Raw genomic sequence first — 22,666 nt, forward strand, 5'->3', positions numbered from 1 at the left:
TCGCTTAAGGATCTCCTCTGTGGGGCAGACTTCAGGATTCGTGTTTCCGCGGGGCCTGACGTAGACTGACTCGTCGGCTCTCGTGCACCCGCATGTCTGCATGCACCCTTAGGGGAAACGCAGGGGAGTCGATCAAGGTAGTCGATTCGAAGGGCGAAGCGTGGCCAAGAAGCAAGGTGCCATCGAGATCGAGGGCACTGTCGTCGAGTCTCTTCCGAACGCCATGTTCAAGGTCGAGCTCCAGAACGGCCACCAGGTCCTGGCACACATCAGCGGCAAGATGCGTATGCACTACATCCGTATCCTCCCTGACGACCGGGTCGTGGTGGAGCTGTCTCCGTACGACCTGACGCGTGGCCGGATCGTCTACCGCTACAAGTAGATCTTGCCCAAGGTCTTCGTGCGCCCGGTCGGGCGTTCGGGGCTGTCGGCAACTGACCCGGAGAACCTCACCCAATGAAGGTCAAGCCGAGCGTCAAGAAGATCTGCGACAAGTGCAGGGTGATCCGCCGTCACGGTCGGGTCATGGTCATTTGCGAGAACCCGCGCCACAAGCAGCGCCAGGGCTGATCGCTTACAGATCACACCCTCTGCATCGATATCGCAGAGACTTCGCGCGACGCGAGCTGAATTTGTTCATACGCAGATCCCAGGCGGGTTCTCCCTCCTGATACCCCCGGCTCGGAGGCCGGGGACCCATTCGTACCTAATCCTCGGTCGCTCAATGAGTGACATGAGGAGGCCGGCGGATGGGAGTCGGTTCTGCGGAAGACCTCCGAAGATCAACTGGAGCCATTGAATGGCACGCGTTTCCGGTGTCGACATCCCGCGCGAAAAGCGTGTGGAGGTCGCCCTCACCTACGTGTTCGGCATCGGCCGGACCCTCTCCCAGGAGACGCTGGCAGCGACCGGCGTCGACCCGAACACCCGCGTTCGCGACCTCTCCGAGGAGCAGCTCGTCGCGATCCGCGAGTACGTGGACGCCAACATCAAGACCGAGGGTGACCTTCGTCGCGAGATCCAGGCCGACATCCGCCGCAAGGTCGAGATCGGTTGCTACCAGGGTCTCCGTCACCGTCGTGGTCTGCCTGTCCGCGGTCAGCGCACCAGCACGAACGCTCGTACCCGCAAGGGCCCGCGTCGCGCCATCGCCGGCAAGAAGAAGCCGGGCAAGAAGTAGTCCTCAGCGGGACAACGCTTCATCAGCGGTCTTCGCTGTAGGACCGACCACCTCCCCGTAGGAGTTTGTAGATGCCCCCCAAGGGTCGTCAGGGCGCTGCCAAGAAGGTGCGCCGCAAGGAAAAGAAGAACGTCGCGCACGGCCAGGCGCACATCAAGAGCACGTTCAACAACACGATCGTGTCCATCACGGACCCGGCCGGAAACGTGATCTCGTGGGCCTCCGCCGGCCACGTCGGTTTCAAGGGCTCGCGCAAGTCCACGCCGTTCGCCGCGCAGATGGCCGCCGAGTCGGCTGCCCGTCGCGCGCAGGAGCACGGCATGCGCAAGGTCGACGTCTTCGTCAAGGGCCCGGGCGCCGGTCGTGAGACCGCCATCCGTTCCCTGCAGGCGACGGGCCTCGAGGTCGGCTCCATCCAGGACGTCACCCCGACTCCGCACAACGGCTGCCGTCCGCCCAAGCGTCGCCGCGTCTGACGCACGGTTGTCTCAGGTTTGACCGGGGTCCGGGCGGTACGTCTCCTCGGAGGCGTGCCGCCCGTACCCTTGCATTAACAGCAGGGCGTCAAATAGCGGGCGTCCATGACTGAAGGATCGCAACATGCTGATTGCTCAGCGTCCCTCGTTGACCGAAGAGGTCGTCGACGAGTTCCGCTCCCGGTTCGTGATCGAGCCGCTGGAGCCGGGCTTCGGTTACACCCTCGGCAACTCCCTCCGCCGGACCCTCCTGTCCTCGATCCCGGGTGCGGCGGTCACGTCCATCCGTATCGACGGCGTGCTGCACGAGTTCACCACCGTGCCGGGCGTCAAGGAGGACGTCACCGACCTGATCCTCAACATCAAGCAGCTGGTCGTCTCCTCGGAGCACGACGAGCCGGTCGTGATGTACCTGCGCAAGCAGGGCCCGGGTCTGGTCACCGCCGCCGACATCGCGCCCCCGGCCGGTGTCGAGGTGCACAACCCCGACCTCGTCCTCGCCACGCTCAACGGCAAGGGCAAGCTGGAGATGGAGCTGACCGTCGAGCGCGGTCGCGGTTACGTCTCCGCCGTGCAGAACAAGCAGCTCGGTCAGGAGATCGGGCGCGTCCCGGTCGACTCGATCTACTCGCCGGTTCTCAAGGTCACGTACAAGGTCGAGGCCACGCGTGTCGAGCAGCGCACCGACTTCGACAAGCTGATCGTCGACGTCGAGACCAAGCAGGCGATGCGTCCCCGTGACGCCATGGCCTCCGCCGGCAAGACGCTGGTCGAGCTGTTCGGTCTCGCCCGCGAGCTGAACATCGACGCCGAGGGCATCGACATGGGCCCGTCCCCCACGGACGCCGCCCTCGCCGCTGATCTCGCCCTGCCGATCGAGGAGCTCGAGCTCACCGTCCGGTCGTACAACTGCCTCAAGCGTGAGGGCATCCACTCCGTGGGTGAGCTCGTCGCCCGCTCCGAGGCCGACCTGCTGGACATCCGCAACTTCGGTGCGAAGTCCATCGACGAGGTCAAGGCGAAGCTGGCCGGCATGGGCCTCGCGCTCAAGGACAGCCCGCCCGGATTCGACCCCACCGCAGCGGCGGACGCGTTCGGCGCGGACGACGACGCGGACGCGGGATTCGTGGAGACCGAGCAGTACTAGTCGCTCCGCGAATCGGCCGGATGTGGGCTGCGGGACCGTCTTGGCTGGTCGCGCAGCTCCCCGCGCCGCTTCCAGGCCCCTTCGGGGGTCTGGATCTTCGACAGACAACCGTCTGCTCGGATACTGACCCCGGTACCTGATACGGCCGGGGCAGACACCTAGGAGAAAGACCATGCCGAAGCCCACCAAGGGTGCCCGTCTGGGCGGCAGCGCCGCGCACGAGAAGCTGCTCCTCGCGAACCTCGCGAAGTCGCTGTTCGAGCACGGCCGCATCACCACCACCGAGGCGAAGGCGCGCAAGCTGCGTCCGTACGCCGAGCGTCTGGTCACCAAGGCGAAGAAGGGCGACCTTCACAACCGTCGTCAGGTGCTCCAGGTGATCACGGACAAGAGCATCGTGCACACGCTCTTCACCGAGATCGGCCCGCGCTACGAGAACCGCCCGGGTGGCTACACCCGCATCACCAAGATCGGTAACCGTCGTGGCGACAACGCGCCCATGGCTGTCATCGAGCTGGTCGAGGCGCTGACCGTCGCGCAGCAGGCCACTGGTGAGGCCGAGGCCGCCACCAAGCGTGCGGTCAAGGAAGACAGCCTCAAGAAGGACGAGGCCGTCGAGGACGCCAAGCCCGCCGACGAGGCTGCGGCCGAGGAGTCCAAGGACGCCTGAGGCATCGCTTCGCAGTGGACGGGTCCGCCCTTCGGGGCGGGCCCGTTCCGCGTTTCCGCGGTCGTTTTCGGAGGGCCTCCGGAGGCGTCTCCGAAGGTCGCAGGCTTGAGAGGATCCAGGAGTGAGTGACGAAGTACAGCCCGGGTTCGTACGGGTGCGGATGGACCTCTCGTACGACGGGAGCGGGTTCTCCGGGTGGGCCAAGCAGGCCGGCGGGCGGCGGACCGTGCAGGGGGAGATCGAGGACGCCCTGCGGACCGTGACCCGGTCGAGGGAGACCACGTACGAGCTGACCGTGGCCGGGCGGACGGACGCCGGTGTGCACGCGCGCGGGCAGGTGGCGCACGTCGACCTGCCGGAGGACCTCTGGGCCGAGCACCGGGAGAAGCTGCTCAAGCGGCTCGCCGGGCGGCTCGCCAAGGATGTGCGGATCTGGTCCCTGGACGAGGCGCCCGCCGGGTTCAACGCGCGGTTCTCGGCGATCTGGCGGCGCTACGCGTACCGGGTCACCGACAACCCGGGGGGTGTCGACCCCCTGCTGCGCAGCCATGTCCTCTGGCACGACTGGCCGCTCGACGTCGACGCCATGAACGAGGCCGCCCGGCGGCTGCTCGGCGAGCACGACTTCGCGGCCTACTGCAAGCGGCGTGAGGGGGCGACGACCATTCGCACGCTCCAGGAGCTGAGCCTGGTGCGCGGCGAGGACGGGGTCGTCACCGCGACCGTCCGGGCCGACGCCTTCTGCCACAACATGGTGCGTTCGCTGATCGGGGCGCTGCTGTTCGTCGGCGACGGGCACCGGGGGCCGGAGTGGCCCGGGAAGGTGCTGGCCGCGGGCGTGCGGGACTCGGCCGTGCATGTCGTGCGGCCGCACGGGCTGACGCTGGAGGAGGTCGGCTACCCGGCCGACGAGCTGCTCGCCGCACGCAACAAGGAGGCGCGCAACAGGCGGACGCTGCCCGGGGCCGGGTGCTGCTGACCTGCCGGCCCCGCGTCGGCGTCCGCGGTCAGTTCGCGGCCGCCGCCGACGCCTGGGCCTCGCCGCGCTGGCGGATCCGCTGGAAGGTGAACTCCGCGAGGTCGTCGCCCGCGGCGAAGACGGCCGTGTCCTTCGTGGTCACGTCCTTGCCGTCCGTGAAGCCGGTGATGGTGAAGTAGGCGTACCGGCCGTAGGAGTTGGTCGTCGAGCGGCAGATCGCGCCGTCGCAGAAGGTCTTGACGTCCCCGCCGGTGAGGGCCTTGACGATGCTCTGCTTGTCGGCCTGGCTCTTGACCTTGAGGGCCTGCGCCTCGGTGTCGAAGACCGCCACACCGACCGTGACCGCGATGTTGCCCTTGGTGTAGGTGATGCGCATGAGGCGAGTGCAGTCATTGGTGGTGAGCACCTTGGGCAGGGTGCCCTGGACACCCGTGGTGCAGGTGGTGCTGTCGGCCTTGGGGCCCTTCTTGTACACGGCCGAGCCCATGGTCAGCTGGGTGCCGGGGAAGAGCAGGTCGGGGCCGTTGGGGGCGGTGTCCTTGGCCTTGCTGGCGACGAACTCCTTCGGGTCCAGCGGAGGCGGTGCGCTGGTCGGCGCGAAGGAGGGCGTGGTGGACGCGCTCGGCAGGTCGGTCGCGGGCAGCGAGGAGGTCGGCTTGTTCGCCTCGTCGCTGCCGTTCGCCGACACCACGGCCATGGCCACGGCGGTGCCGATGGCGAGCGTGGCGAGCGCGCCGCCGCCTATGAAGAACAGTCGACGGCGTTTGTTGCGCGTCTCGGACGCCTCCGCGAGCGCGGCCCAGTCCGGGGTCCGGCCGTCATCGCCGCTGGTCCACGGCTGCTGGGAGTTCGGTTTCCACGGATCCCACTGGGACTGAGGTCCCCCCTGCCCATAGCTCATGGGCCGCATCTTAGACGGGGAGCGGGGGATGCTGTTCCGCCTCAACCTGCGCTGAAGTCCCCGGTGTTCCCGGCGCGAGTGCGGGCAAACGTGACATCTCCGGGTGGTTGGTGCGGCATATTCGCAGGCCGGGACCTGTAGTGTGGCGCAGGCCACTCCGGAAGGGGGTTTCCGGCGGCGGGTTCCGGTCAGGCTGACATGCTCACGTGTGATCGGATGGCAGGCCCGTTTTGACCCGGCCCCCGAGACGCGGGTATCCTGCATCTTCGTTGTGTATTGGCTTGCTCTTCTCACGGGACGGGCCCTTACACCGGTCCACCGGGCCGATGACCAGCGACCAGCACGCGGTTTGCGTCACCGCAGTGCGGTCTGGGCTGTCGTGATCGTCTTCGGTGACCTTGTCAGGACCAATTCACTGAAGAAGCGAAGGCTACGAACCGTGCGTACGTACAGCCCCAAGCCCGGCGATGTGACGCGCCAGTGGCACGTCATCGACGCTCAGGACATCGTCCTGGGCCGTCTCGCCACCACTGCCGCGTCCCTCCTCCGGGGCAAGCACAAGCCGATCTACGCGCCCCACGTCGACACCGGTGACTTCGTCATCATCATCAACGCCGACAAGGTGCACCTCTCCGGCAACAAGCGGACCCAGAAGATGGCGTACCGCCACTCCGGGTACCCGGGCGGTCTGCGCTCCGTGCGCTACGACGACCTCCTCGCGAACAACCCCGAGAAGGCCGTCGAGAAGGCCGTCAAGGGCATGCTCCCCAAGAACACGCTGGGCCGTCAGATGCTGTCGAAGCTGAAGGTCTACAAGGGTGACGTGCACCCGCACGCGGCTCAGCAGCCCGTGCCGTTCGAGATCACCCAGGTCGCGCAGTAATTCCGGCCACACCCCTAGCTGAAAAGAACTGAGGAGAACCGTGGCCGAGACCACTGCCGAGCAGCCGCTCGAAGAGACCGAGCTCGTCGACATCGAGAGCTACACCACCGAGTCCGAGGTCCCCGTCGAGGGTGAGTACACCTCGGAGTCCCTCGCCTCCCGCTTCGGCGAGCCCCAGCCGGCCGCCGGCCTGGGTCGCCGCAAGAACGCCATCGCCCGCGTCCGGATCGTTCCGGGCACCGGCAAGTGGAAGATCAACGGTCGCACCCTCGAGGACTACTTCCCGAACAAGGTGCACCAGCAGGAAGTCAACGAGCCCTTCAAGGTGCTCGAGCTCGAAGGCCGCTACGACGTCATCGCCCGTATCTCGGGTGGCGGTGTCTCCGGTCAGGCCGGTGCGCTCCGTCTCGGTGTCGCCCGTGCGCTGAACGAGGCCGACGTCGACAACAACCGTGGCGCCCTCAAGAAGGCCGGCTTCCTCACGCGTGACGACCGCGCGGTCGAGCGCAAGAAGGCCGGTCTCAAGAAGGCCCGCAAGGCCCCGCAGTACAGCAAGCGCTAAGCTTCGCTGCCTGCTCGTACGTATTCCGGGTCGGACCCGCGCGGTTCGCTCGTACGTACTCCGAACGCCCCGGCGGCACGCCACAGTGTCGCCGGGGCGTTCGTTTTCTCGCAGCCGTGGGCGTATAACGGCACAAGGTGCTCAAAGGCTTGTGTGATCGGATGTTCAGGGCATCCAATGCCTGGATGCGGAGCCGCCGTCGACCGACTGGTCGGTCGATCGTCCGACGCACCCGCACGGCTTTTGAAACTGACGCTTCCTCAGGAGGACAAGTGGGACGACTCTTCGGCACGGACGGCGTGCGCGGTGTCGCCAACGCGGATCTGACGGCGGAGATGGCGCTCGGCCTGTCCGTCGCGGCGGCGCATGTGCTGGCCGAGGCGGGCACGTTCGAGGGCCACCGGCCGGTGGCAGTCGTCGGACGGGACCCGCGCGCGTCCGGGGAGTTCCTGGAGGCCGCCGTGGTGGCCGGTCTGGCGAGCGCCGGCGTGGACGTGCTGAAGGTCGGCGTGCTGCCGACGCCCGCAGTCGCCTATCTCACCGGTGTGCTGGGCGCCGACCTCGGTGTGATGCTCTCCGCCAGCCACAACGCCATGCCCGACAACGGCATCAAGTTCTTCGCCCGCGGCGGCCACAAGCTGGCCGACGAGCTCGAGGGCAGGATCGAGTCCGTCTACGAGGAGCACCGCACCGGTGCGCCCTGGAGCCGGCCGACCGGCAGCGGCGTCGGACGCGTGCGCTCGTACGACGAAGGCTTCGACCGCTACGTCGCGCACCTCATCGCCGTGCTTCCCAACCGGCTGGACGGGCTGAAGATCGTCCTCGACGAGGCGCACGGCGCCGCCGCCCGGGTGTCGCCGGAGGCGTTCACGCGGGCCGGCGCGGAGATCGTGACCATCGGAGCCGAGCCGGACGGGCTCAACATCAACGACGGGTGCGGGTCCACGCACCTGGACAAGCTGAAGGCCGCGGTCATCGAGCACGGGGCCGCCCTCGGCATCGCGCACGACGGAGACGCCGACCGGTGCCTGGCCGTGGACCACACGGGTGACGAGGTCGACGGCGACCAGATTCTCGCGGTGCTCGCGCTGGCCATGCGGGAACACGGAGCGCTGCGGTCCGACACCGTTGTCGCGACCGTCATGTCGAACCTCGGCTTCAAGCTGGCCATGGAGCGGGAGGGGATCCAGCTCGTGCAGGCCGCCGTCGGCGACCGGTATGTGCTGGAGGAGATGAAGGAGCACGGGTACGCGCTCGGGGGCGAGCAGTCCGGGCACGTGATCATCCTCGACCACGCGACGACCGGTGACGGGACGCTGACGGGGCTGATGCTGGCGGCTCGGATCGCCGAGAGCGGGCGTTCGCTGCGGGAGCTGGCCTCGGTGATGGAGCGGTTGCCGCAGGTGCTGATCAATGTGCCCGACGTCGACAGGTCACGGGTCGGGGACTCTGCCGAGCTGGCGACTGCCGTCGGGGAGGCGGAGCGGGAACTCGGCGCCACCGGGCGGGTGTTGCTGCGGCCTTCCGGGACCGAGCCGCTCGTGCGCGTGATGGTCGAGGCCGCGGATATCGACCAGGCCCGGTCTGTTGCCGGGCGGCTGGCCGATGTCGTGAAGTCGGCGCTGGGTTAAGCGGCGGGGCCGGTTTTTCGGGGCGGGTTCGGGGTTCTGTGTGTTGCGGGCTGCGGCTGCGTCGTGGCTTGTCGCGCAGTTCCCCGCGCCCCTGAAGGCCTTGTGGCCAGCGGTGCTGACTCGTTCCGCCGGGCCTCTGGAGGCTCTGTGTCGGGGTGGTGTCGACCCTGTTCCGTCGGGCCTCGGAAGGCCCTGTGGCTGGGTGGTGTCGACCCGTTCCGTCGGGCTCCTGGCAGCAGGGGCCCGCGCTAGCCCGCGTTGCCCCGTTGCCGTTGTCTGGCCCAGAGGTACTTCTGGGCCAGCAGGGTCAGGGTGCCTGCCAGGATGATGCCCAGGAGGTTCAGCAGGAGTTGTTCTGTCGAGCCCCGGGTCTGCGCCATGTCGCCGAAGCTGAGGGCCACGGCGGCGTTGGCGGCTGCCGGGACCGTCGTGACCGAGATGGCCACGCCCACCAGGGCGCCGGACTTCGCCGAGGTCAGGGAGAGGGTGCCGGCGGCGCCCGCCAGGACGGCCACGATGAAGGAGAAGGCGTCGGGGGCGTAGACGAAGCCGGTCTGGGGGCGGTCGGCCTCCAGTTGTTCCTTGCTGAACAGGTCGATCGCGTCCATGAAGAGGCTGAAGCCCACCGTCGCCGCCATCGCCACCGCGAAGCCGACCAGCAGGGCGATCAGTGAGCGCAGGGCCAGGCGGGGAGCGCGCTGCACGATCGACGTGCAGACGCCGGCCAGGGGGCCGAACTCCGGGCCCACGGCCATCGCGCCCACGATCAGGACCGCGTTGTCGAGCACCACACCGCAGGCCGCGATCATCGTGGCGAGCGTGATGAACGCGAGGTAGGTGACCGAGAGGGTCGACTCCTCGTGGGTGGCGTCCGTGAGGTGCTCCCACAGGACCGCGTCGGCGCCCTCGCCCGGTGCCTCCGCCTCGGCCTTGTCGGCGCGCAGCGAGAGCGACAGGTCGATGTTCTCCACGGCGATCGAACCGGTCTGGTCCAGGCCCAACTCCTGTAGCCCGGTGAGGAGTTCGTCGCCCGCCTCGCGTGCCACGTCGCACATCACGACATCGCCGGCCGGGTTGCGGGCCGCCCCCGGCACCACCACGAGGTGGGTGGTGCCGACGGTGTTCTCGATCAGGGCGACCACGTCGTCGGTTCTGCCCGACGGGGTGATCAGACGCAGGTGCAGCATGGAGGCAGGGTAGCCGTCAGAGTTTTCGCAGGCTCAGGCGCTGGACCTTGTGATCCTGGCCCTTGCGGACGATCAGGGTGGCCCGGCCCCGGGTGGGCGCGATGTTCTCCACCAGGTTGGGCTTGTTGATGGTGCGCCAGAGGGTGCGGGCGTAGTCGACGGCCTCGTCCTCGGAGACCTGGGTGTACTTCCTGAAGTACGAGTCCGGCTTCTGGAAGGCCGTCTGACGGAGTTTCCGGAACCGGTTGAGGTACCAGCGCTCGATGTCCTCGGCGCTCGCGTCGACGTACACGCTGAAGTCGAAGTAGTCGGCGAGACCGACGCGGGTGCGGCCGTCCTTGCCGGGCAGGGCGGGCTGAAGGACGTTCAGGCCCTCGACGATGAGGATGTCGGGGCGCCGGACGGTGAGCTTGCGGTCCGGGACGATGTCGTAGATCAGGTGGGAGTAGACGGGCGCGGTGACCTCGCCCTTGCCCGCCTTGATGTCGGCCACGAAGCGGGTCAGCGCGCGGCGGTCGTAGGACTCGGGAAAGCCCTTGCGGGACATCAGGCCGCGGGCCTCCAGTTCCCTGGTGGGGAGCAGGAAGCCGTCCGTGGTGACCAGCTCCACGCGCGGGTGCTCGGGCCAGCGGGACAGCAGGGCCTGGAGGAGCCGGGCGACGGTCGACTTGCCGACCGCCACCGAGCCCGCGACGCCTATCACGAACGGGGTGCCGGACTGGGAGCCCTGTTCGCCGAGGAAGGTGTTCAGGGCGCCGCGCAGGCCGTCGGTGGCGCCCACGTAGAGGTTGAGCAGGCGCGACAGCGGCAGGTAGATGTCACGCACCTCGTCGAGGTCGATGACGTCACCGAGGCCGCGCAGCTTCTCGACCTCCTCGGCGGTCAGCGGCAGCGGAGTCTTCTCGCGCAGCGCGCTCCACTCGGATCGGGTGAGGTCGACGAAGGGAGTCGCCTCCGGCCTGTGCCGGTGGGCGCTCCGGGGCATCGGGGAGACCGGAGAGATCACAGTCCATTGTTAACGGAGTTTGAACAGGATGGTGGGTGGGGTCCGTCACGCCCGGCCGAGGGGGCGTACAGCCGTGGGAATTTCCGAAATCGGGCACGCGGAGGCCCTTTCCGGGCGGGATTCGGTCGTAGGCTGCCGCGCATGTGCGGAATCGTGGGATACGTGGGGTCTCAGTCGGCGCTAGAGGTCGTGATGGCCGGGCTGAGGCGGCTGGAGTACCGGGGCTACGACTCGGCGGGGATCGCCGTGCTGGCGGACGGAGGGCTGGCCGCCGCGAGAAAGGCGGGCAAGCTCGTCAATCTGGAGAAGGAGCTCGCGGCCCGGCCACTGCCGACCGGGACGACGGGCATCGGGCACACCCGGTGGGCCACGCACGGCGGGCCGACGGACGCCAACGCGCATCCGCATCTGGACAACGCCGGGCGGGTCGCCGTCGTGCACAACGGGATCATCGAGAACTTCGCCGTACTGCGGGCCGAACTGGCCGAGCGAGGGCACGAGCTGTTCTCCGAGACCGACACCGAGGTCGTGGCTCATCTGCTCGCCGAGGAGTTCTCGGTGACGGCCGACCTCGCCGAGGCCATGCGGCTGGTGTGCCGGCGGCTGGAGGGGGCGTTCACGCTGGTCGCGGCGCATGCCGACGAGCCGGGCGTGGTGGTCGGCGCGCGGCGGAACTCGCCGCTCGTGGTGGGCGTCGGGGAGGGCGAGGCCTTTCTCGCCTCGGACGTCGCCGCGTTCATCGCGCACACCCGGTCGGCGATCGAGCTGGGTCAGGACCAGGTCGTCGAGCTGCGGCGGGACGGTGTGACGGTGACCGGCTTCGACGGTCGGCCGGCGGAGGTCCGGTCGTACCACGTCGACTGGGACGCGTCGGCCGCGGAGAAGGGCGGCTACGACTACTTCATGCTCAAGGAGATCGCCGAGCAGCCCAAGGCCGTCGCCGACACCCTGCTCGGCCGCATCGACGCCTCCGGCGCGCTGTCGCTCGACGAGGTGCGGATCCCGGCCTCCGAGCTGCGGGAGGTCGACAAGGTCGTCATCGTCGCGTGCGGTACGGCCTTCCACGCGGGCCTGATCGCCAAGTACGCCATCGAGCACTGGACCCGGATCCCGTGCGAGGTGGAGCTGGCCAGCGAGTTCCGCTACCGGGACCCGATCCTCGACTCGCGGTCCCTGGTCATCGCCATCTCCCAGTCCGGGGAGACGATGGACACGCTCATGGCGCTGCGGCACGCGCGGGAGCAGGGGTCCAAGGTGCTGGCGATCTGCAACACCAACGGGTCGACGATCCCCCGGGAGTCGGACGCGGTGCTGTACACGCACGCCGGACCGGAGGTGGCCGTCGCCTCGACCAAGGCGTTCCTGACGCAGTTGGTGGCCTGCTATCTCGTCGCGCTGTATCTGGGTCAGGTGCGCGGCACCAAGTGGGGCGACGAGATCCGGGCCGTCATCCGGGACCTCGCGCAGATCTCCGGTGCGGTCGAGCGGGTCCTGGAGACCATGGGGCCGGTGCGGGAGCTGGCCCGGTCCCTCGCCCACAAGGACACCGTGCTGTTCCTCGGGCGACACGTCGGGTATCCCGTCGCGCTGGAGGGCGCCCTGAAGCTGAAGGAGCTCGCCTACATGCACGCGGAGGGGTTCGCGGCGGGTGAGCTGAAGCACGGGCCGATCGCGCTGATCGAGGAGGATCTGCCGGTCGTCGTGGTGGTGCCGTCGCCGCGGGGGCGGTCCGTCCTGCACGACAAGATCGTTTCCAACATCCAGGAGATCCGGGCCCGGGGGGCGCGGACGATCGTGATCGCGGAGGAGGGGGACGAGGCGGTGGTGCCGTACGCCGACCATCTCGTGCGGATCCCGGTCACGCCGGTGCTGTTGTCGCCGCTGGTCGCGACGGTTCCGTTGCAGGTGTTCGCGTGCGAGCTGGCGACGGCGCGGGGCAACGAGGTGGATCAGCCTCGGAACCTGGCGAAGTCGGTGACGGTGGAGTGAGGCGGTTCTGAGCGGGGGCGCCTGAGGGGGCGGGGGTTCTCGCCGCGCGCGGGTGCGCCGTGGCTGGTCGCGCCCACGCGGCGGAGCCGCAGATCGACAGGGCCCCGCGCCCCTGGGGGCTGGACCGTCTGCGACGGCCCTCTGCCCCCAGGGGCGCTTGTCAGCTCCGGACGCGTTGCCTTCTGGCCGCGTAGATCTTCCAGGTGGCGAAGGCGAGGGGGAGTTCCAGGATCCAGATGCCCGTCACCGCGTCCCACTCCGGGGCGCTGGCCGAGGCCTCGTCGGCCGTGATGATCCCGCACAGCAATCCCCATGCCGCCGCGAGCAGGCCGACCAGCCAGAGCGCGACGGTCCAGCCCACCGTGGAGCGGCCGTTGCCGGCGGACCGCGGGCCGGAGGTCCGCTTGCGCGGCTGGGGGATGTGATCGGGCTCGCGCGCGGGCATCCGCACCACTGCCCGGGCGGGTACGGCCGCGTCCAGCGCGGCTGTGCGTTCCGGCGTCACCCCTCGGTACAGGGTGGGCTCCACGGTGACCGAGAAGCCGTCGTGGCCGGTCAGGGTGCGGGCGCCGTCGGGGCGGGCGGTCATTGCCGCGCAGGCGTCGTAGCGGACGGTGACCGGTCCCCTCGGGGTCAGCAGGCTCACCCCCTCGGCGCCGATGACCAGGGTGACCTCCTCGTCCTCCAGGGACTGGTGGCGGGTGCCGGTCACGGCGGCCTGCGAGTGCTGCGGGGCGAGGGTGAGGCCCGCCCAGTCGACGCCCCGGCCCGGTACCTGGAGGAGCGCGTTGTCCCAGGTCTCCCGGGCGACCTCGCGCAGGTCGTCCGTGGTCACCGCGTTCAGCTCGGTCCGGTGCTGCTCGGGGGTGAGGATCCGGTGCCCGAGCAGCAGGCTCAGCGCGTACGAGGGGAGCGCGGCCGCCGCGAGGTCGGGGGTGTCGTACATCTTGAGGAGCTTGGCGCGGGCGGAGTCCAGTTCGGACTGCTCGATGCGGCCCGCGCGCAGCCGGGCGAGGGTGTCGACGAAGCCGCCGACGACCGCGTCCTGCTTCTGCGGGAGGGAGTCCGCGTACGCGGTGAGGGTGGCGAAGTCGGCGTCGCGCGGGGCGTAGTCGGCCTCCGCGGAGTAGGAGTAGCCGCCCTCCTGGCGCAGGTCCTGGAAGAGGGCCCGGCCGAGGACGTCCGCGAAGACGCTGCCCGCGGTGGAGCGGCGGAGCACCGAGGTGAGGACGACATGGCCGTCGTCACCGCTGATGAACGCGGGGGTCCTGGGCAGGGCGCTGGTCGCGGCCGGAGCGGGGAAGCGGGTGCCCTGCGGGAGCGTGAGGTCCAGGCCGTCGGGGACCCGGTCGCTGGTGATCCACAGCACCGCGTTGTCCCTGGTGAAGCGGGTCTCGGCCCAGTGGCGCACCTGGTCCGGGGTCAGGCTCCAGGTACCGAGCTCGTTGTAGCTGGACAGGCCGTAGCCCTGGGCGCCGTACCGCCACAGCGGCATCTGGTGCTGGGGGCCGCTGCCCCGGCCGGCCGCCTCGGTGCGCAGGATCTCCTTCTCGGTCTCCAGCCGCTCCATCGGCAGGTCCCGCAGTCCCGCGCACACGCTGTTGAGGTACTTGACGACCTCCTCCTCGCTGCCGGTGACGTGGAAGAGGGTGTACGCGTTCGCCGTCGCGCCGTTGTAGTGCAGATCGGACAGGCCGAGGCGGTGCAGGGCGAGGTGTTCGACGAGGTGGGTGAGGCCGGCGGTGGCCAGGGTCTCGTCGGCGCGGCCCACCCGGAAGAAGAGGCCGGCGGTGATCTCGTTGCCGGAGGCGGGGGCGTAGAGGGTGGGGATGTGCTGCGTGGTGGTGTGCGAGACGAGGCCGGCGAGGGCGGCGAGATCGTCGTGCGCGTGCAGGTCGGTGCTCATCGGGTGCCGCCTCCTCGGGATTCCAGCGCGGCCTTGCGGGACTTGAGGAACGAGGACTTCTTGTCGGGCACGTAGTGCCACGGGGACTCGGTCGCGCGGTCGCCGATGAAGGCGAAGTGCGGGGCCGCGTACTCCCAGTGGTTGCCGAGCGAGAAGGCGAACGCGAACGCGTTGTGCGCGCCGAGCGAGTTCCAGTCGGGCCGGTGGGCCGGGTGCAGCACGGAGACCTGGGCGGCGTTGCGCAGGTCGTCGCGGACCGACAGGCCGCGCATGTAGGCCGCGTCCTCGCCGCTGTCCAGGTCGAGCCAGCGCTCGATGTGCGCGAGGGCGACCAGGGCGCCGGAGGTCGAGCCGTCGGGCGCCGCGGTCGCGCATTCGCGGGCGAAGCCGTGCGCCGCCTCCCAGGAGCCGCTCCACTTCGGGCACAGCTGCTGGAGCAGCTGGACCTGTGCGTGGTACTGGTGCGGGTGGTGGGCGGACAGGCGGTCGTAGCGGCGGCGCGCCTCGGCCTGCCCCAGCTGGAGACCGCGCGCGGTCATCAGCCGGGCGGTCCAGGCGGGGGCGTACGAGGGGTGCTCGGCGCAGATCTCGATCAGCAGCTGCTCGGCCCTGCGCAGCCAGTCGTGGAACTGGGTGAACTGGTCCCGTGAGACGTGCTGGGCGCGGGCGCCGCTGCGGATGTCCCAGCCGATGTAGACGTACCTCTCGGCCAGCAGTGTGCGCGGCAGCGGGTCGTCGGGCGATTCCGCCGCCGCCCGCTCCAGGAAGTTCTCGACGCCGGGGATGTCGGCGAGGAGGCCGACGGCGGAGGAGAGCTTGTCGACCGAGTCGAGGCCCGCGAACCAGGCCCGCACCGTCGGCCAGTGTCCGGCCTGCGCGGCGGTGCGCATCGGGATCAGCTCGGGTGTGTTGTCGTACGGGTCGAAGGTCGGTCCCCAACTGCTCGTGGGTCCGCCGCCGGCCATGCCGTTGGTGGTGCTGGTCATTCCTCCGCCCCCTGGCGTCACTGTCCGCGGCACGCGGGCTGGCCCCCCAGGGCGTGCGGCGGTGAAATCCTGCTCTTCGACTGACGTGATCAAGTCGCCGCAGGCTAGCAGCAGGCTGCGACAGTCCGGCCGTAGGGTGCTCGGCATGAGCATCATCGGGGTCGGTATCGACGTGGCCGAGATCGAGCGGTTCGCGGCGTCCATGGAGCGGACGCCCGGGCTGGCCCAGCGGCTCTTCCTGGAGAGCGAGCTGCTGCTGCCGAGCGGGGAGCGGCGTGGGACCGCCTCGCTGGCGGCCCGGTTCGCCGCGAAGGAGGCTCTCGCCAAGGCGCTGGGGGCACCGCCCGGGCTGCTGTGGACGGACGCGGAGGTGTACGTCGAGGACAGCGGGCGGCCTCGGCTGCGGGTGCAGGGGAGTGTCGCGGCGCGGGCGGCCGAACTGGGAGTGCGGAGCTGGCATGTGTCGCTGAGTCACGACGCGGGCGTCGCCTCGGCGGTGGTGGTGGCCGAAGGCTGAGCCGCAGGGCGCACCGCAGGGGACACCGCACGGTGAACCGAAGGATGCACCGCAGGGTGAGCCGACGGCGTGCGGTGGCGGGGGAGTCCGGGGGAGACTCGACCGTATGCGTACTGCCTACCGCGTCGAGACCGTCCGTCGTGCCGAGCGGGAGCTGATGGCCAGGGTCCCGGAAGGGGCCCTCATGCAGCGGGCCGCCGCCGGGCTCGCCGCCGCCTGTGCCGACCTGCTGGGGCGGGTGTACGGGCGGCGGGTCGTGCTGCTGGTCGGCAGCGGCGACAACGGGGGTGACGCCCTGTACGCCGGCGCCCGGCTCGCCCGACGGGGGGCGGGCGTGACCGCGGTGCTGCTCGCGCCCGAGCGGACGCACGCCGGAGGGCTCGCGGCCCTGCGGCGGGCGGGCGGGCACACGGTCGCGCCGGCCGGCGCCGAAGCGGTCGTCCGGCGGGCCGACCTCGTGCTCGACGGCATCGTCGGGATCGGCGGGAAGGGCGGACTGAGGCCGGAGGCGGCCTCGCTGGCCGCGATCGTCGCCGAGGCCCGGGCCGTCGTCGTCGCCGTCGACCTGCCCAGCGGTGTCGACGCCGACACCGGCGAGGTGCACGGGAGCGCGATCCGTGCCGACCTCACCGTCACGTTCGGCACGCACAAGCCGGGGCTGCTCGTCGATCCGGCGCGGGAGTACGCCGGGTCGGTGCGGCTCGTCGACATCGGGCTCGGGGGCGAGTTGCCCGCCGAGCCCGAGCTGGCGGCCCTTCAGCACGCGGACGTGGCCGCCCTGCTGCCCGTGCCCGGCGGCGAGAGCGACAAGTACCGGCGGGGCGTCGTCGGGATCGCCGCCGGCTCCGCCCGGTATCCGGGGGCCGCCGTGCTGGCCGTCGCGGGGGCGCTGCGGGGCGGGGCGGGGGCCGTGCGGTACGTGGGGCCGGCCGGGGACGCGGTCGTCGCGCGGTTCCCCGAGACGCTCGTGTCCGACCAGGGGCCCCGGCAGGCCGGGCGGGTGCAGGCCTGGGTCGTCGGGCCGGGCGCCGGGGACGACGCCAAGACGGTGGCGGAGGTGCTGTCCGCCGAGGTGCCGGTGCTGATCGACGCCGACGGGCTGCGCCTCGCGGACGCCGACGCGGTGCGCGGGCGGACCGCGCCGACGCTGATGACACCGCATGCGGGGGAGGCGGCCGCGCTGCTGGGGGTCGCGCGGGAGGAGGTGGAGGGGGCCCGGCTGCGTTCCGCGCGGGAGCTGGCGGCCCGCTACCGGGCGACCGTGTTGCTGAAGGGGTCGACGACGCTGGTCGCGGACGCGGGTGGTGCGGGGACGGTGCGGGTGAACGCTACGGGGACGGCATGGCTGGCCACGGCCGGGAGCGGGGATGTGCTGTCGGGGCTTGCGGGGTCGTTGCTGGCGGCGGGGCTGAGTGCGTTGGACGCGGGGAGTGTGGGGGCCTATCTGCACGGGCTGGCGGGGCGGTTCGCCGCGGACGGGGCGCCGGTGGGGGCGCAGGACGTGGCTGCGGCGGTTGCGGGGGCCTGGCGGGACGTGCGGCGGTAGGGGGCCGGGGGTTCTCTCGCCCCCCCCCAGCCCCTTTCCTTCCCGTCCCTGGCGGCTGCCGCCCCCAGCCCCCCGCTTTCGGCCTGGGCGGCCTCGCCCTCACACGCCGGACGGGCTGGGAGTCCCCCCGCTGAAAGGGTGACGCTGCCGCGCGGCAGCCCTGGGCGCCTCGGATCGCGCGCTTGTCTGATCGGATGTTCAGCACACGGACCGTGGCCCTGCTTCTTGCTGCCGTCGCGCTTCTTCCCCTTGGCACGCCTGCTCGCGCCGCTCCTCCTCCGGCACCTCCGTCCTGGGAGATCGACACGCCCGACCAGGTGCTCGCGCCGCGTGTGTACACGCCCACCGCCGCCGAGGACGCCGTCGAGCCGCGGGACGCGGTGGACGGGACGTACGCGCTCGTCGAGTACGTGCCGCTGGACGAGGTGATGACCCGGGTGGCGTGCAGCAAGCGGGCCGGGCCCTACCAGCGGGCGGTCGAGCGGTGGCTGAAGCTGACCGTGGACGGGAAGCAGTCCGCCGCCGACTGCAAGGCGATCCGGGCGTTCCAGCGGCAGCAGGGGATCGAGCCCGCGATCGGGTTCGCCGGGCCCGTCACCTGGGCGCGGATGCAGCTCGTCGCCGCGAGGAAGAACCCCAACGCCCGGAAGAAGTGTCCGGTGCGGACCCGTCGGGTCGCCTGCGTCGATCTCGACCGGCAACTGACCTGGGTGCAGAAGGGGACGAAGGTCGTCTTCGGACCCGTGTCGATGCGCAGCGGACGGGCCGTGTACCCGACCCGCAAGGGGTGGCACACCGTCTACTGGCGGCACAAGAACCACGTCTCCACGCTGTACAACGCCCCCATGCCGTACGCGCAGTTCTTCGACGGCGGCCAGGCCTTCCACGCCGTCTACGACAGCATCCACACCACCATCGGCTCCATGGGCTGCGTCAATCTCACCGTCGGTGACGCGCGCAGGCTGTGGAGCGTGCTGAAGAAGGGCGACCGGGTCTACGTGTGGGGGCACCGGCCCGATACTTAGGGGGCTGTCCGGGCCCTCTGAGACACTGGGCGCGATGAGTGAGACTGCCAAGCCGCCCGCCACCCCGTCGCGCGCCCGTGCCGAGATCGACCTGGCCGCGCTGCGGGCCAACGTGCGTACGTTGCGCGCCAAGGCGCCGGGCGCGGAGTTCATGGCCGTGGTGAAGGCCGACGGGTACGGGCACGGGGCCGCCCCCTGCGCCCGCGCCGCGGTCGCGGCCGGCGCCGGCTGGGTGGGCACCGCCACGCCCGAGGAGGCGCTGGCGCTGCGCGCGGACGGCGGGCTGCCGGCGGACGTCAGGATCATGTGCTGGCTGTGGACGCCGGGCGGGCCCTGGCGGGAGGCGGTCGAGGCCGGCCTCGACGTGTCGGTGAGCGGGCTCTGGGCCCTGCGGGAGGCAGTCGAGGGGGCCCGGGCCGCCGGGCGGGCCGCCCGCGTGCAGCTCAAGGCCGACACCGGGCTCGGGCGCAACGGCTGTCAGCCCGCCGACTGGCCCGAGCTGGTGGGCGAGGCGCTGCGGGCCGAGGGCGAGGGGCTGCTCCGGGTCACCGGGCTGTGGTCGCACTTCGCCTGCGCCGACGAGCCCGGGCATCCCTCCGTCGCGCCCCAGCTCGACCGTTTCCACGAGATGGTGGCGTACGCCGAACGGCAGGGCGTGCGGCCCGAGGTGCGGCACATCGCCAACTCCCCGGCCACGCTCACGCTCCCGGAGACCCACTTCGACCTGGTCCGACCGGGCATCGCGATGTACGGCCTGTCGCCGAGCCCCGAGCTGGGCTCCGCCGCCGACTTCGGGCTGCGCCCGGTGATGACCCTCGCGGCCTCGCTGGCCCTGGTGAAGCACGTCCCGGGCGGCCACGGCGTGAGCTACGGCCACCACTACGTCACCCCGGGCGAGACCACCCTGGGCCTGGTCCCCCTCGGCTATGCGGACGGTGTTCCCCGGCACGCCTCCGGGAGCGGTCCGGTGCTGGTGGCCGGCAAGTGGCGGACGGCGGCCGGCCGGATCGCCATGGACCAGTTCGTCGTCGACCTCGGCGGCGACGAGCCCGGCCCCGGCGCGGAGGCGGTCCTCTTCGGACCCGGCGACCGCGGCGAACCCACGGCGCAGGACTGGGCCCAGGCGGCCGGGACCATCGGGTACGAGATCGTCACGCGCATCGGATCGCGCGTACCCCGCGTCTATGTGAATGAGTGACCAAGACGGGTAACCCGCAGTCAGTACACGGGCATCGGCCAAAGAGGAGCGGTACGTGAGCGAGAGCAGCGCGGAGGTGGTGGCGAGCGCCGCCTCGGCGGTCGTTGCCGCCTCCGCCACGGGGGCGGGCGGGGGGTGGCGCCGGGCGACCGGCATCGCCGGCGCCGCGATAGGCGTGATCGCCGCGGGCGCCGCGGCGGGCGTCGCCCTGGAGCGGATGACCGTCGGCCGCGGCATGCGGGCGAAGGCCCGGCTGGCCCTCGACTCGACGGGGCCGTACGGCGGCCTGCGCGGCACTCCCGGCAAGGCGTACGCCGAGGACGGCACCGAGCTGTACTACGAGGTCGACGACGTCGAGCCGCAGGGCGGACCGGCGAACCGGCGGCGCAGGCTCTTCGGGCGCAAGGCCCCGCTCCCCGTCACCGTGGTCTTCAGCCACGGCTACTGCCTCAACCAGGACTCCTGGCACTTCCAGCGGGCGGCCCTGCGGGGCGTCGTACGGACCGTGCACTGGGACCAGCGCAGTCACGGCCGGTCCGGGCGCGGCGACGCCCAGATACGGGACGGCGAGCCGGTCACCATCGATCAGCTGGGGCGCGACCTGCGGGCCGTGATCGACGCGGCCGTGCCGGAGGGGCCGATCGTGCTCGTCGGCCACTCCATGGGCGGGATGACGGTGATGGCCCTGGCCGCGCTGTACCCCGAGCTGATCCGCGAGCGGGTCGTCGCCACCGCATTCGTCGGTACGTCCTCGGGGCGGCTCGGCGAGGTCAACTTCGGGCTGCCGGTCGCGGGCGTGAACGCGGTGCGGCGGGTGCTGCCGGGAGTGCTGAAGGCACTGGGACAGCAGGCGGCCCTGGTGGAGAAGGGGCGGCGGGCCACCGCCGATCTCTTCGCCGGGATCATCAAGCGGTACTCGTTCGCGTCGCGGGACGTGGACCCGGCGGTGGCGCGGTTCGCCGAGCGGATGATCGAGGGCACGCCGATCGACGTGGTCGCCGAGTTCTACCCGGCGTTCACGGATCACGACAAGACCGAGGCGCTGGCCTGTTTCACCGACATGCCGGTGCTGGTGCTCGCCGGGATCGGGGACCTGGTCACGCCGAGCGAGCACAGCGAGGCGATCGCCGACCTGCTGCCGGACGCCGAGCTGGTCCTCGTCCCCGACGCCGGGCATCTCGTGATGCTGGAACACCCGGAAGTGGTCACCGACCGCCTCGCCGACCTGCTCACCCGCGCGGGTGCCGTGCCCGCAGGAGCTACCGTGAACGGCTATGGAAGCACCAGCAGCAGCGCACAACCCGGCTGAGCCCGGATCTCTCGGAAACCGCGTCGAGATCGTCGTCAACTCCCCCGAGCAGATGGGTGAGCTGGGCCGTCGTCTCGCCGAGCTGTTGCGCGCGGGTGATCTCGTGATGCTCAGCGGGGAACTCGGCGCGGGCAAGACGACGCTCACCCGCGGGCTCGGTGCGGGGCTCGGGGTCCGGGGTGCCGTCACCTCCCCGACGTTCGTGATCGCCCGCGTGCACCCCTCCCTCGGGGAGGGTCCGCCGCTCGTCCACGTCGACGCGTACCGCCTGGGCGGCGGGCTCGACGAGATGGAGGACCTCGACCTCGACGTGTCGCTGCCCGCTTCGGTGATCGTCGTGGAGTGGGGCGAGGGCAAGGTCGAGGAACTGACCGACGACCGGCTCCAGGTCCTCATCCACCGTGCCGTCGGCGACACCACGGACGAGGTGCGGCACGTGACGGTGACGGGGCTCGGCGAGCGCTGGGCCTCGGCGGACCTCGGCGTGCTGTCGGTCTGACCGACGGGCGGTCGCCCTGATCGGCGTGCGGTCGGCCGGACGGGTGGCGCGGGGCCGGGCGCCGGTGGGGCTCACGCCGCCTTGGGACGCTCCACCGGCTGCTCCGTGAGTGCCGGGTCGGGCAGCCGCGGCGGCGTCGAGACGGCTTCCGCGGCCGCGCACGAGGCCAGCAGATCACGCATGGACACACCGGCGAGCGTGAACGGCCGCGACGGCCGGCCCTTGGGCTCGGTGACCGACATGGACGCCTCCTGAGGTTCGGGGGCGGACGTAGTTAGGTAGACCTAACTACGAAGTTGATACCATGTGACCACGCACCGGACACCCGACGCAACATTTTGCCGACGTCTCGTCGGAACGTTCACGGGATACTCGGGCGCCGCACCCCGGGCCCGAGTCCGGGCCACGCCTACGGGATCACGACGACGGCCTGTCCGATCGTCGCGAAGTCCCACATCGCGTCGCCGTCCGCGACGGTCTGCCGGATGCCGCCCGTCTTCATCGTCGGGTCGGGCTCGGGCAGCGAGCCGTCCAGCGCCGCGCTGAAGCCGATCGTCACGTCGTTCGCGGTGGTGAAGCGCACGACGTGCTCGATGGGGGTGCCGTCGGTGCCGGTGACCGCGGCCGCGCGGGAGGTGACGGCGTACGTGCCCGGGAGCGGGTCCACACTGCCGGGGGCGACCTCGAACGTGCGCTTGACCCCGCCGTCCGCCCCGACCAGCCACACCCGGTCGTCGTCCAGCGAGTACACCACCCGCGTGCCGAGGCCGGAGTCGGCCGGCAGCGCGGCGGGACGGTCCTTGTCCCGAGGTGCCTTCGCCGCGTTCGCGGGGGCGCCGCTGCGCTGCGGCCGGGTCAGGTCGGCGGGTGCGCTCGCCGACGCCTGGAACGTGAGGAACGCGACCGTCGCCAGGGCCGCCGAGGTGAGCCCGGCCACGAAAGTCGAGCTGTTGCTTGGCATCGACGACCACCCAGTCTGTCCCGTACGTCACGTTTCGCGGTGACGTTAGCAGTCGTCACGCCTCCGACCGGTGCGGCCATGTCCGGGGCACGGGAGCCGTAGGCTGTT

At 70.8% G+C, this 22,666-nt stretch carries 24 protein-coding genes; 17 read left to right on the forward strand and 7 right to left on the reverse strand.

Annotated features, from left to right (window positions below):
- The first annotated feature begins 160 nt into the window (after positions 1-160).
- From infA to truA, 7 genes are all read left to right on the forward strand, one after another.
- The gene (infA, locus tag OG736_RS26435; protein WP_003948620.1) at positions 161-382 is read left to right on the forward strand and encodes a translation initiation factor IF-1; all 222 of its coding nucleotides are present in this window, start codon (positions 161-163) and stop codon (positions 380-382) included.
- Positions 383-456: 74 nt separating this feature from the next.
- On the forward strand, positions 457-570 hold the full coding sequence (rpmJ, locus tag OG736_RS26440) for a 50S ribosomal protein L36 (protein ID WP_003998809.1): 114 nt from the start codon (positions 457-459) through the stop codon (positions 568-570).
- A gap of 229 nt (positions 571-799) precedes the next feature.
- Positions 800-1,180: a 30S ribosomal protein S13 gene (rpsM, locus tag OG736_RS26445; protein ID WP_020132619.1), complete on the forward strand. Its 381-nt coding sequence runs from the start codon at positions 800-802 to the stop codon at positions 1,178-1,180.
- Between the two features lie 71 nt (positions 1,181-1,251).
- Complete coding sequence (gene rpsK, locus OG736_RS26450; protein ID WP_010354218.1) at positions 1,252-1,656, forward strand: 30S ribosomal protein S11; 405 nt, start codon at positions 1,252-1,254, stop codon at positions 1,654-1,656.
- 124 nt (positions 1,657-1,780) lie between these two features.
- Positions 1,781-2,803, forward strand: coding sequence for a DNA-directed RNA polymerase subunit alpha (locus OG736_RS26455; protein WP_081553201.1), 1,023 nt, complete (start codon positions 1,781-1,783; stop codon positions 2,801-2,803).
- Between the two features lie 172 nt (positions 2,804-2,975).
- Positions 2,976-3,473 (forward strand): 50S ribosomal protein L17, encoded by a 498-nt coding sequence (gene rplQ / locus OG736_RS26460; RefSeq protein WP_020132192.1) that lies wholly within the window; start codon positions 2,976-2,978, stop codon positions 3,471-3,473.
- 121 nt (positions 3,474-3,594) lie between these two features.
- A complete protein-coding gene (truA, locus tag OG736_RS26465) occupies positions 3,595-4,452 on the forward strand; it encodes a tRNA pseudouridine(38-40) synthase TruA (RefSeq protein ID WP_327184614.1) in 858 nt (285 codons plus the stop codon).
- A gap of 28 nt (positions 4,453-4,480) precedes the next feature.
- Here the strand turns inward: truA and OG736_RS26470 are convergent, their stop codons facing one another.
- Entirely contained in the window at positions 4,481-5,353 is an 873-nt protein-coding gene (locus tag OG736_RS26470; RefSeq protein WP_327184615.1) for a hypothetical protein, read from the reverse strand.
- A gap of 439 nt (positions 5,354-5,792) precedes the next feature.
- Here OG736_RS26470 and rplM point away from each other — a divergent pair, with 439 nt between their 5' ends.
- From rplM to glmM, 3 genes are all read left to right on the forward strand, one after another.
- Positions 5,793-6,236, forward strand: a complete 444-nt coding sequence (gene rplM, locus OG736_RS26475) for a 50S ribosomal protein L13 (protein WP_020132189.1) — start codon at positions 5,793-5,795, stop codon at positions 6,234-6,236.
- A 40-nt stretch (positions 6,237-6,276) separates the two neighbouring features.
- A complete protein-coding gene (gene rpsI, locus OG736_RS26480; RefSeq protein ID WP_081553202.1) occupies positions 6,277-6,798 on the forward strand; it encodes a 30S ribosomal protein S9 in 522 nt (173 codons plus the stop codon).
- A 272-nt stretch (positions 6,799-7,070) separates the two neighbouring features.
- Positions 7,071-8,429 (forward strand): phosphoglucosamine mutase, encoded by a 1,359-nt coding sequence (gene glmM, locus OG736_RS26485; RefSeq protein WP_327184616.1) that lies wholly within the window; start codon positions 7,071-7,073, stop codon positions 8,427-8,429.
- Between the two features lie 248 nt (positions 8,430-8,677).
- Here glmM and OG736_RS26490 read toward each other — a convergent pair whose 3' ends face one another.
- Entirely contained in the window at positions 8,678-9,616 is a 939-nt protein-coding gene (locus OG736_RS26490; protein WP_327184617.1) for a DUF389 domain-containing protein, read from the reverse strand.
- Positions 9,617-9,632: 16 nt separating this feature from the next.
- Complete coding sequence (gene coaA / locus OG736_RS26495; protein ID WP_200839773.1) at positions 9,633-10,601, reverse strand: type I pantothenate kinase; 969 nt, start codon at positions 10,599-10,601, stop codon at positions 9,633-9,635.
- A gap of 162 nt (positions 10,602-10,763) precedes the next feature.
- Here coaA and glmS point away from each other — a divergent pair, with 162 nt between their 5' ends.
- Positions 10,764-12,611, forward strand: a complete 1,848-nt coding sequence (gene glmS / locus OG736_RS26500; protein WP_327184618.1) for a glutamine--fructose-6-phosphate transaminase (isomerizing) — start codon at positions 10,764-10,766, stop codon at positions 12,609-12,611.
- Positions 12,612-12,771: 160 nt separating this feature from the next.
- Here the strand turns inward: glmS and OG736_RS26505 are convergent, their stop codons facing one another.
- Both OG736_RS26505 and OG736_RS26510 read right to left on the reverse strand, forming a co-directional pair.
- Positions 12,772-14,517: a M16 family metallopeptidase gene (locus tag OG736_RS26505; protein WP_327184619.1), complete on the reverse strand. Its 1,746-nt coding sequence runs from the start codon at positions 14,515-14,517 to the stop codon at positions 12,772-12,774.
- On the reverse strand, positions 14,514-15,503 hold the full coding sequence (locus OG736_RS26510; RefSeq protein ID WP_327184620.1) for a hypothetical protein: 990 nt from the start codon (positions 15,501-15,503) through the stop codon (positions 14,514-14,516). Before OG736_RS26510 ends, OG736_RS26505 begins: the two co-directional genes overlap by 4 nt.
- A gap of 145 nt (positions 15,504-15,648) precedes the next feature.
- Between OG736_RS26510 and OG736_RS26515 the strand changes: the two genes are divergently transcribed.
- The 6 genes from OG736_RS26515 to tsaE all read left to right on the forward strand — a co-directional run bounded on the left by OG736_RS26515 (position 15,649) and on the right by tsaE (position 21,597).
- Positions 15,649-16,020, forward strand: a complete 372-nt coding sequence (locus tag OG736_RS26515; protein WP_327184621.1) for a holo-ACP synthase — start codon at positions 15,649-15,651, stop codon at positions 16,018-16,020.
- A gap of 106 nt (positions 16,021-16,126) precedes the next feature.
- Positions 16,127-17,566, forward strand: coding sequence for an NAD(P)H-hydrate dehydratase (locus OG736_RS26520; protein ID WP_327184622.1), 1,440 nt, complete (start codon positions 16,127-16,129; stop codon positions 17,564-17,566).
- Positions 17,567-17,760: 194 nt separating this feature from the next.
- Positions 17,761-18,591 (forward strand): L,D-transpeptidase family protein, encoded by an 831-nt coding sequence (locus OG736_RS26525; RefSeq protein WP_327184623.1) that lies wholly within the window; start codon positions 17,761-17,763, stop codon positions 18,589-18,591.
- Positions 18,592-18,625: 34 nt separating this feature from the next.
- Positions 18,626-19,789, forward strand: a complete 1,164-nt coding sequence (gene alr / locus OG736_RS26530) for an alanine racemase (protein WP_327184624.1) — start codon at positions 18,626-18,628, stop codon at positions 19,787-19,789.
- A gap of 55 nt (positions 19,790-19,844) precedes the next feature.
- Positions 19,845-21,098: an alpha/beta fold hydrolase gene (locus OG736_RS26535; RefSeq protein WP_327184625.1), complete on the forward strand. Its 1,254-nt coding sequence runs from the start codon at positions 19,845-19,847 to the stop codon at positions 21,096-21,098.
- Positions 21,064-21,597 (forward strand): tRNA (adenosine(37)-N6)-threonylcarbamoyltransferase complex ATPase subunit type 1 TsaE, encoded by a 534-nt coding sequence (gene tsaE, locus OG736_RS26540; RefSeq protein WP_327184626.1) that lies wholly within the window; start codon positions 21,064-21,066, stop codon positions 21,595-21,597. The genes OG736_RS26535 and tsaE overlap by 35 nt, the downstream gene beginning before the upstream one ends.
- Positions 21,598-21,668: 71 nt before the next feature.
- On the opposite strand, the gene OG736_RS26545 is transcribed toward tsaE, so the two are convergent.
- Both OG736_RS26545 and OG736_RS26550 read right to left on the reverse strand, forming a co-directional pair.
- Positions 21,669-21,839: a hypothetical protein gene (locus tag OG736_RS26545; RefSeq protein ID WP_327184627.1), complete on the reverse strand. Its 171-nt coding sequence runs from the start codon at positions 21,837-21,839 to the stop codon at positions 21,669-21,671.
- A gap of 167 nt (positions 21,840-22,006) precedes the next feature.
- Positions 22,007-22,558, reverse strand: coding sequence for a hypothetical protein (locus OG736_RS26550; RefSeq protein ID WP_327184628.1), 552 nt, complete (start codon positions 22,556-22,558; stop codon positions 22,007-22,009).
- Positions 22,559-22,666 lie beyond the last annotated feature (108 nt).

The organism is Streptomyces sp. NBC_01334, from assembly GCF_035983595.1.
In the GTDB taxonomy this organism is placed as follows: domain Bacteria; phylum Actinomycetota; class Actinomycetes; order Streptomycetales; family Streptomycetaceae; genus Streptomyces; species Streptomyces coriariae.

Coding starts and splice junctions, on each gene's coding strand:
- rpsK (WP_010354218.1), top strand. CDS start 1,252: ATGCCCCCCAAGGGTCGTCAGGGCGCTGCCAAGAAGGTGCGCCGCAAG.
- OG736_RS26515 (WP_327184621.1), top strand. CDS start 15,649: ATGAGCATCATCGGGGTCGGTATCGACGTGGCCGAGATCGAGCGGTTC.
- tsaE (WP_327184626.1), top strand. CDS start 21,064: ATGGAAGCACCAGCAGCAGCGCACAACCCGGCTGAGCCCGGATCTCTC.
- OG736_RS26455 (WP_081553201.1), top strand. CDS start 1,781: ATGCTGATTGCTCAGCGTCCCTCGTTGACCGAAGAGGTCGTCGACGAG.
- coaA (WP_200839773.1), bottom strand. CDS start 10,601: ATGCCCCGGAGCGCCCACCGGCACAGGCCGGAGGCGACTCCCTTCGTC.
- OG736_RS26470 (WP_327184615.1), bottom strand. CDS start 5,353: ATGAGCTATGGGCAGGGGGGACCTCAGTCCCAGTGGGATCCGTGGAAA.
- rpsM (WP_020132619.1), top strand. CDS start 800: ATGGCACGCGTTTCCGGTGTCGACATCCCGCGCGAAAAGCGTGTGGAG.
- OG736_RS26505 (WP_327184619.1), bottom strand. CDS start 14,517: ATGAGCACCGACCTGCACGCGCACGACGATCTCGCCGCCCTCGCCGGC.
- alr (WP_327184624.1), top strand. CDS start 18,626: ATGAGTGAGACTGCCAAGCCGCCCGCCACCCCGTCGCGCGCCCGTGCC.
- rplQ (WP_020132192.1), top strand. CDS start 2,976: ATGCCGAAGCCCACCAAGGGTGCCCGTCTGGGCGGCAGCGCCGCGCAC.
- rpmJ (WP_003998809.1), top strand. CDS start 457: ATGAAGGTCAAGCCGAGCGTCAAGAAGATCTGCGACAAGTGCAGGGTG.
- OG736_RS26520 (WP_327184622.1), top strand. CDS start 16,127: ATGCGTACTGCCTACCGCGTCGAGACCGTCCGTCGTGCCGAGCGGGAG.
- glmS (WP_327184618.1), top strand. CDS start 10,764: ATGTGCGGAATCGTGGGATACGTGGGGTCTCAGTCGGCGCTAGAGGTC.
- OG736_RS26550 (WP_327184628.1), bottom strand. CDS start 22,558: ATGCCAAGCAACAGCTCGACTTTCGTGGCCGGGCTCACCTCGGCGGCC.
- OG736_RS26525 (WP_327184623.1), top strand. CDS start 17,761: ATGTTCAGCACACGGACCGTGGCCCTGCTTCTTGCTGCCGTCGCGCTT.
- OG736_RS26545 (WP_327184627.1), bottom strand. CDS start 21,839: ATGTCGGTCACCGAGCCCAAGGGCCGGCCGTCGCGGCCGTTCACGCTC.
- OG736_RS26490 (WP_327184617.1), bottom strand. CDS start 9,616: ATGCTGCACCTGCGTCTGATCACCCCGTCGGGCAGAACCGACGACGTG.
- OG736_RS26510 (WP_327184620.1), bottom strand. CDS start 15,503: ATGACCAGCACCACCAACGGCATGGCCGGCGGCGGACCCACGAGCAGT.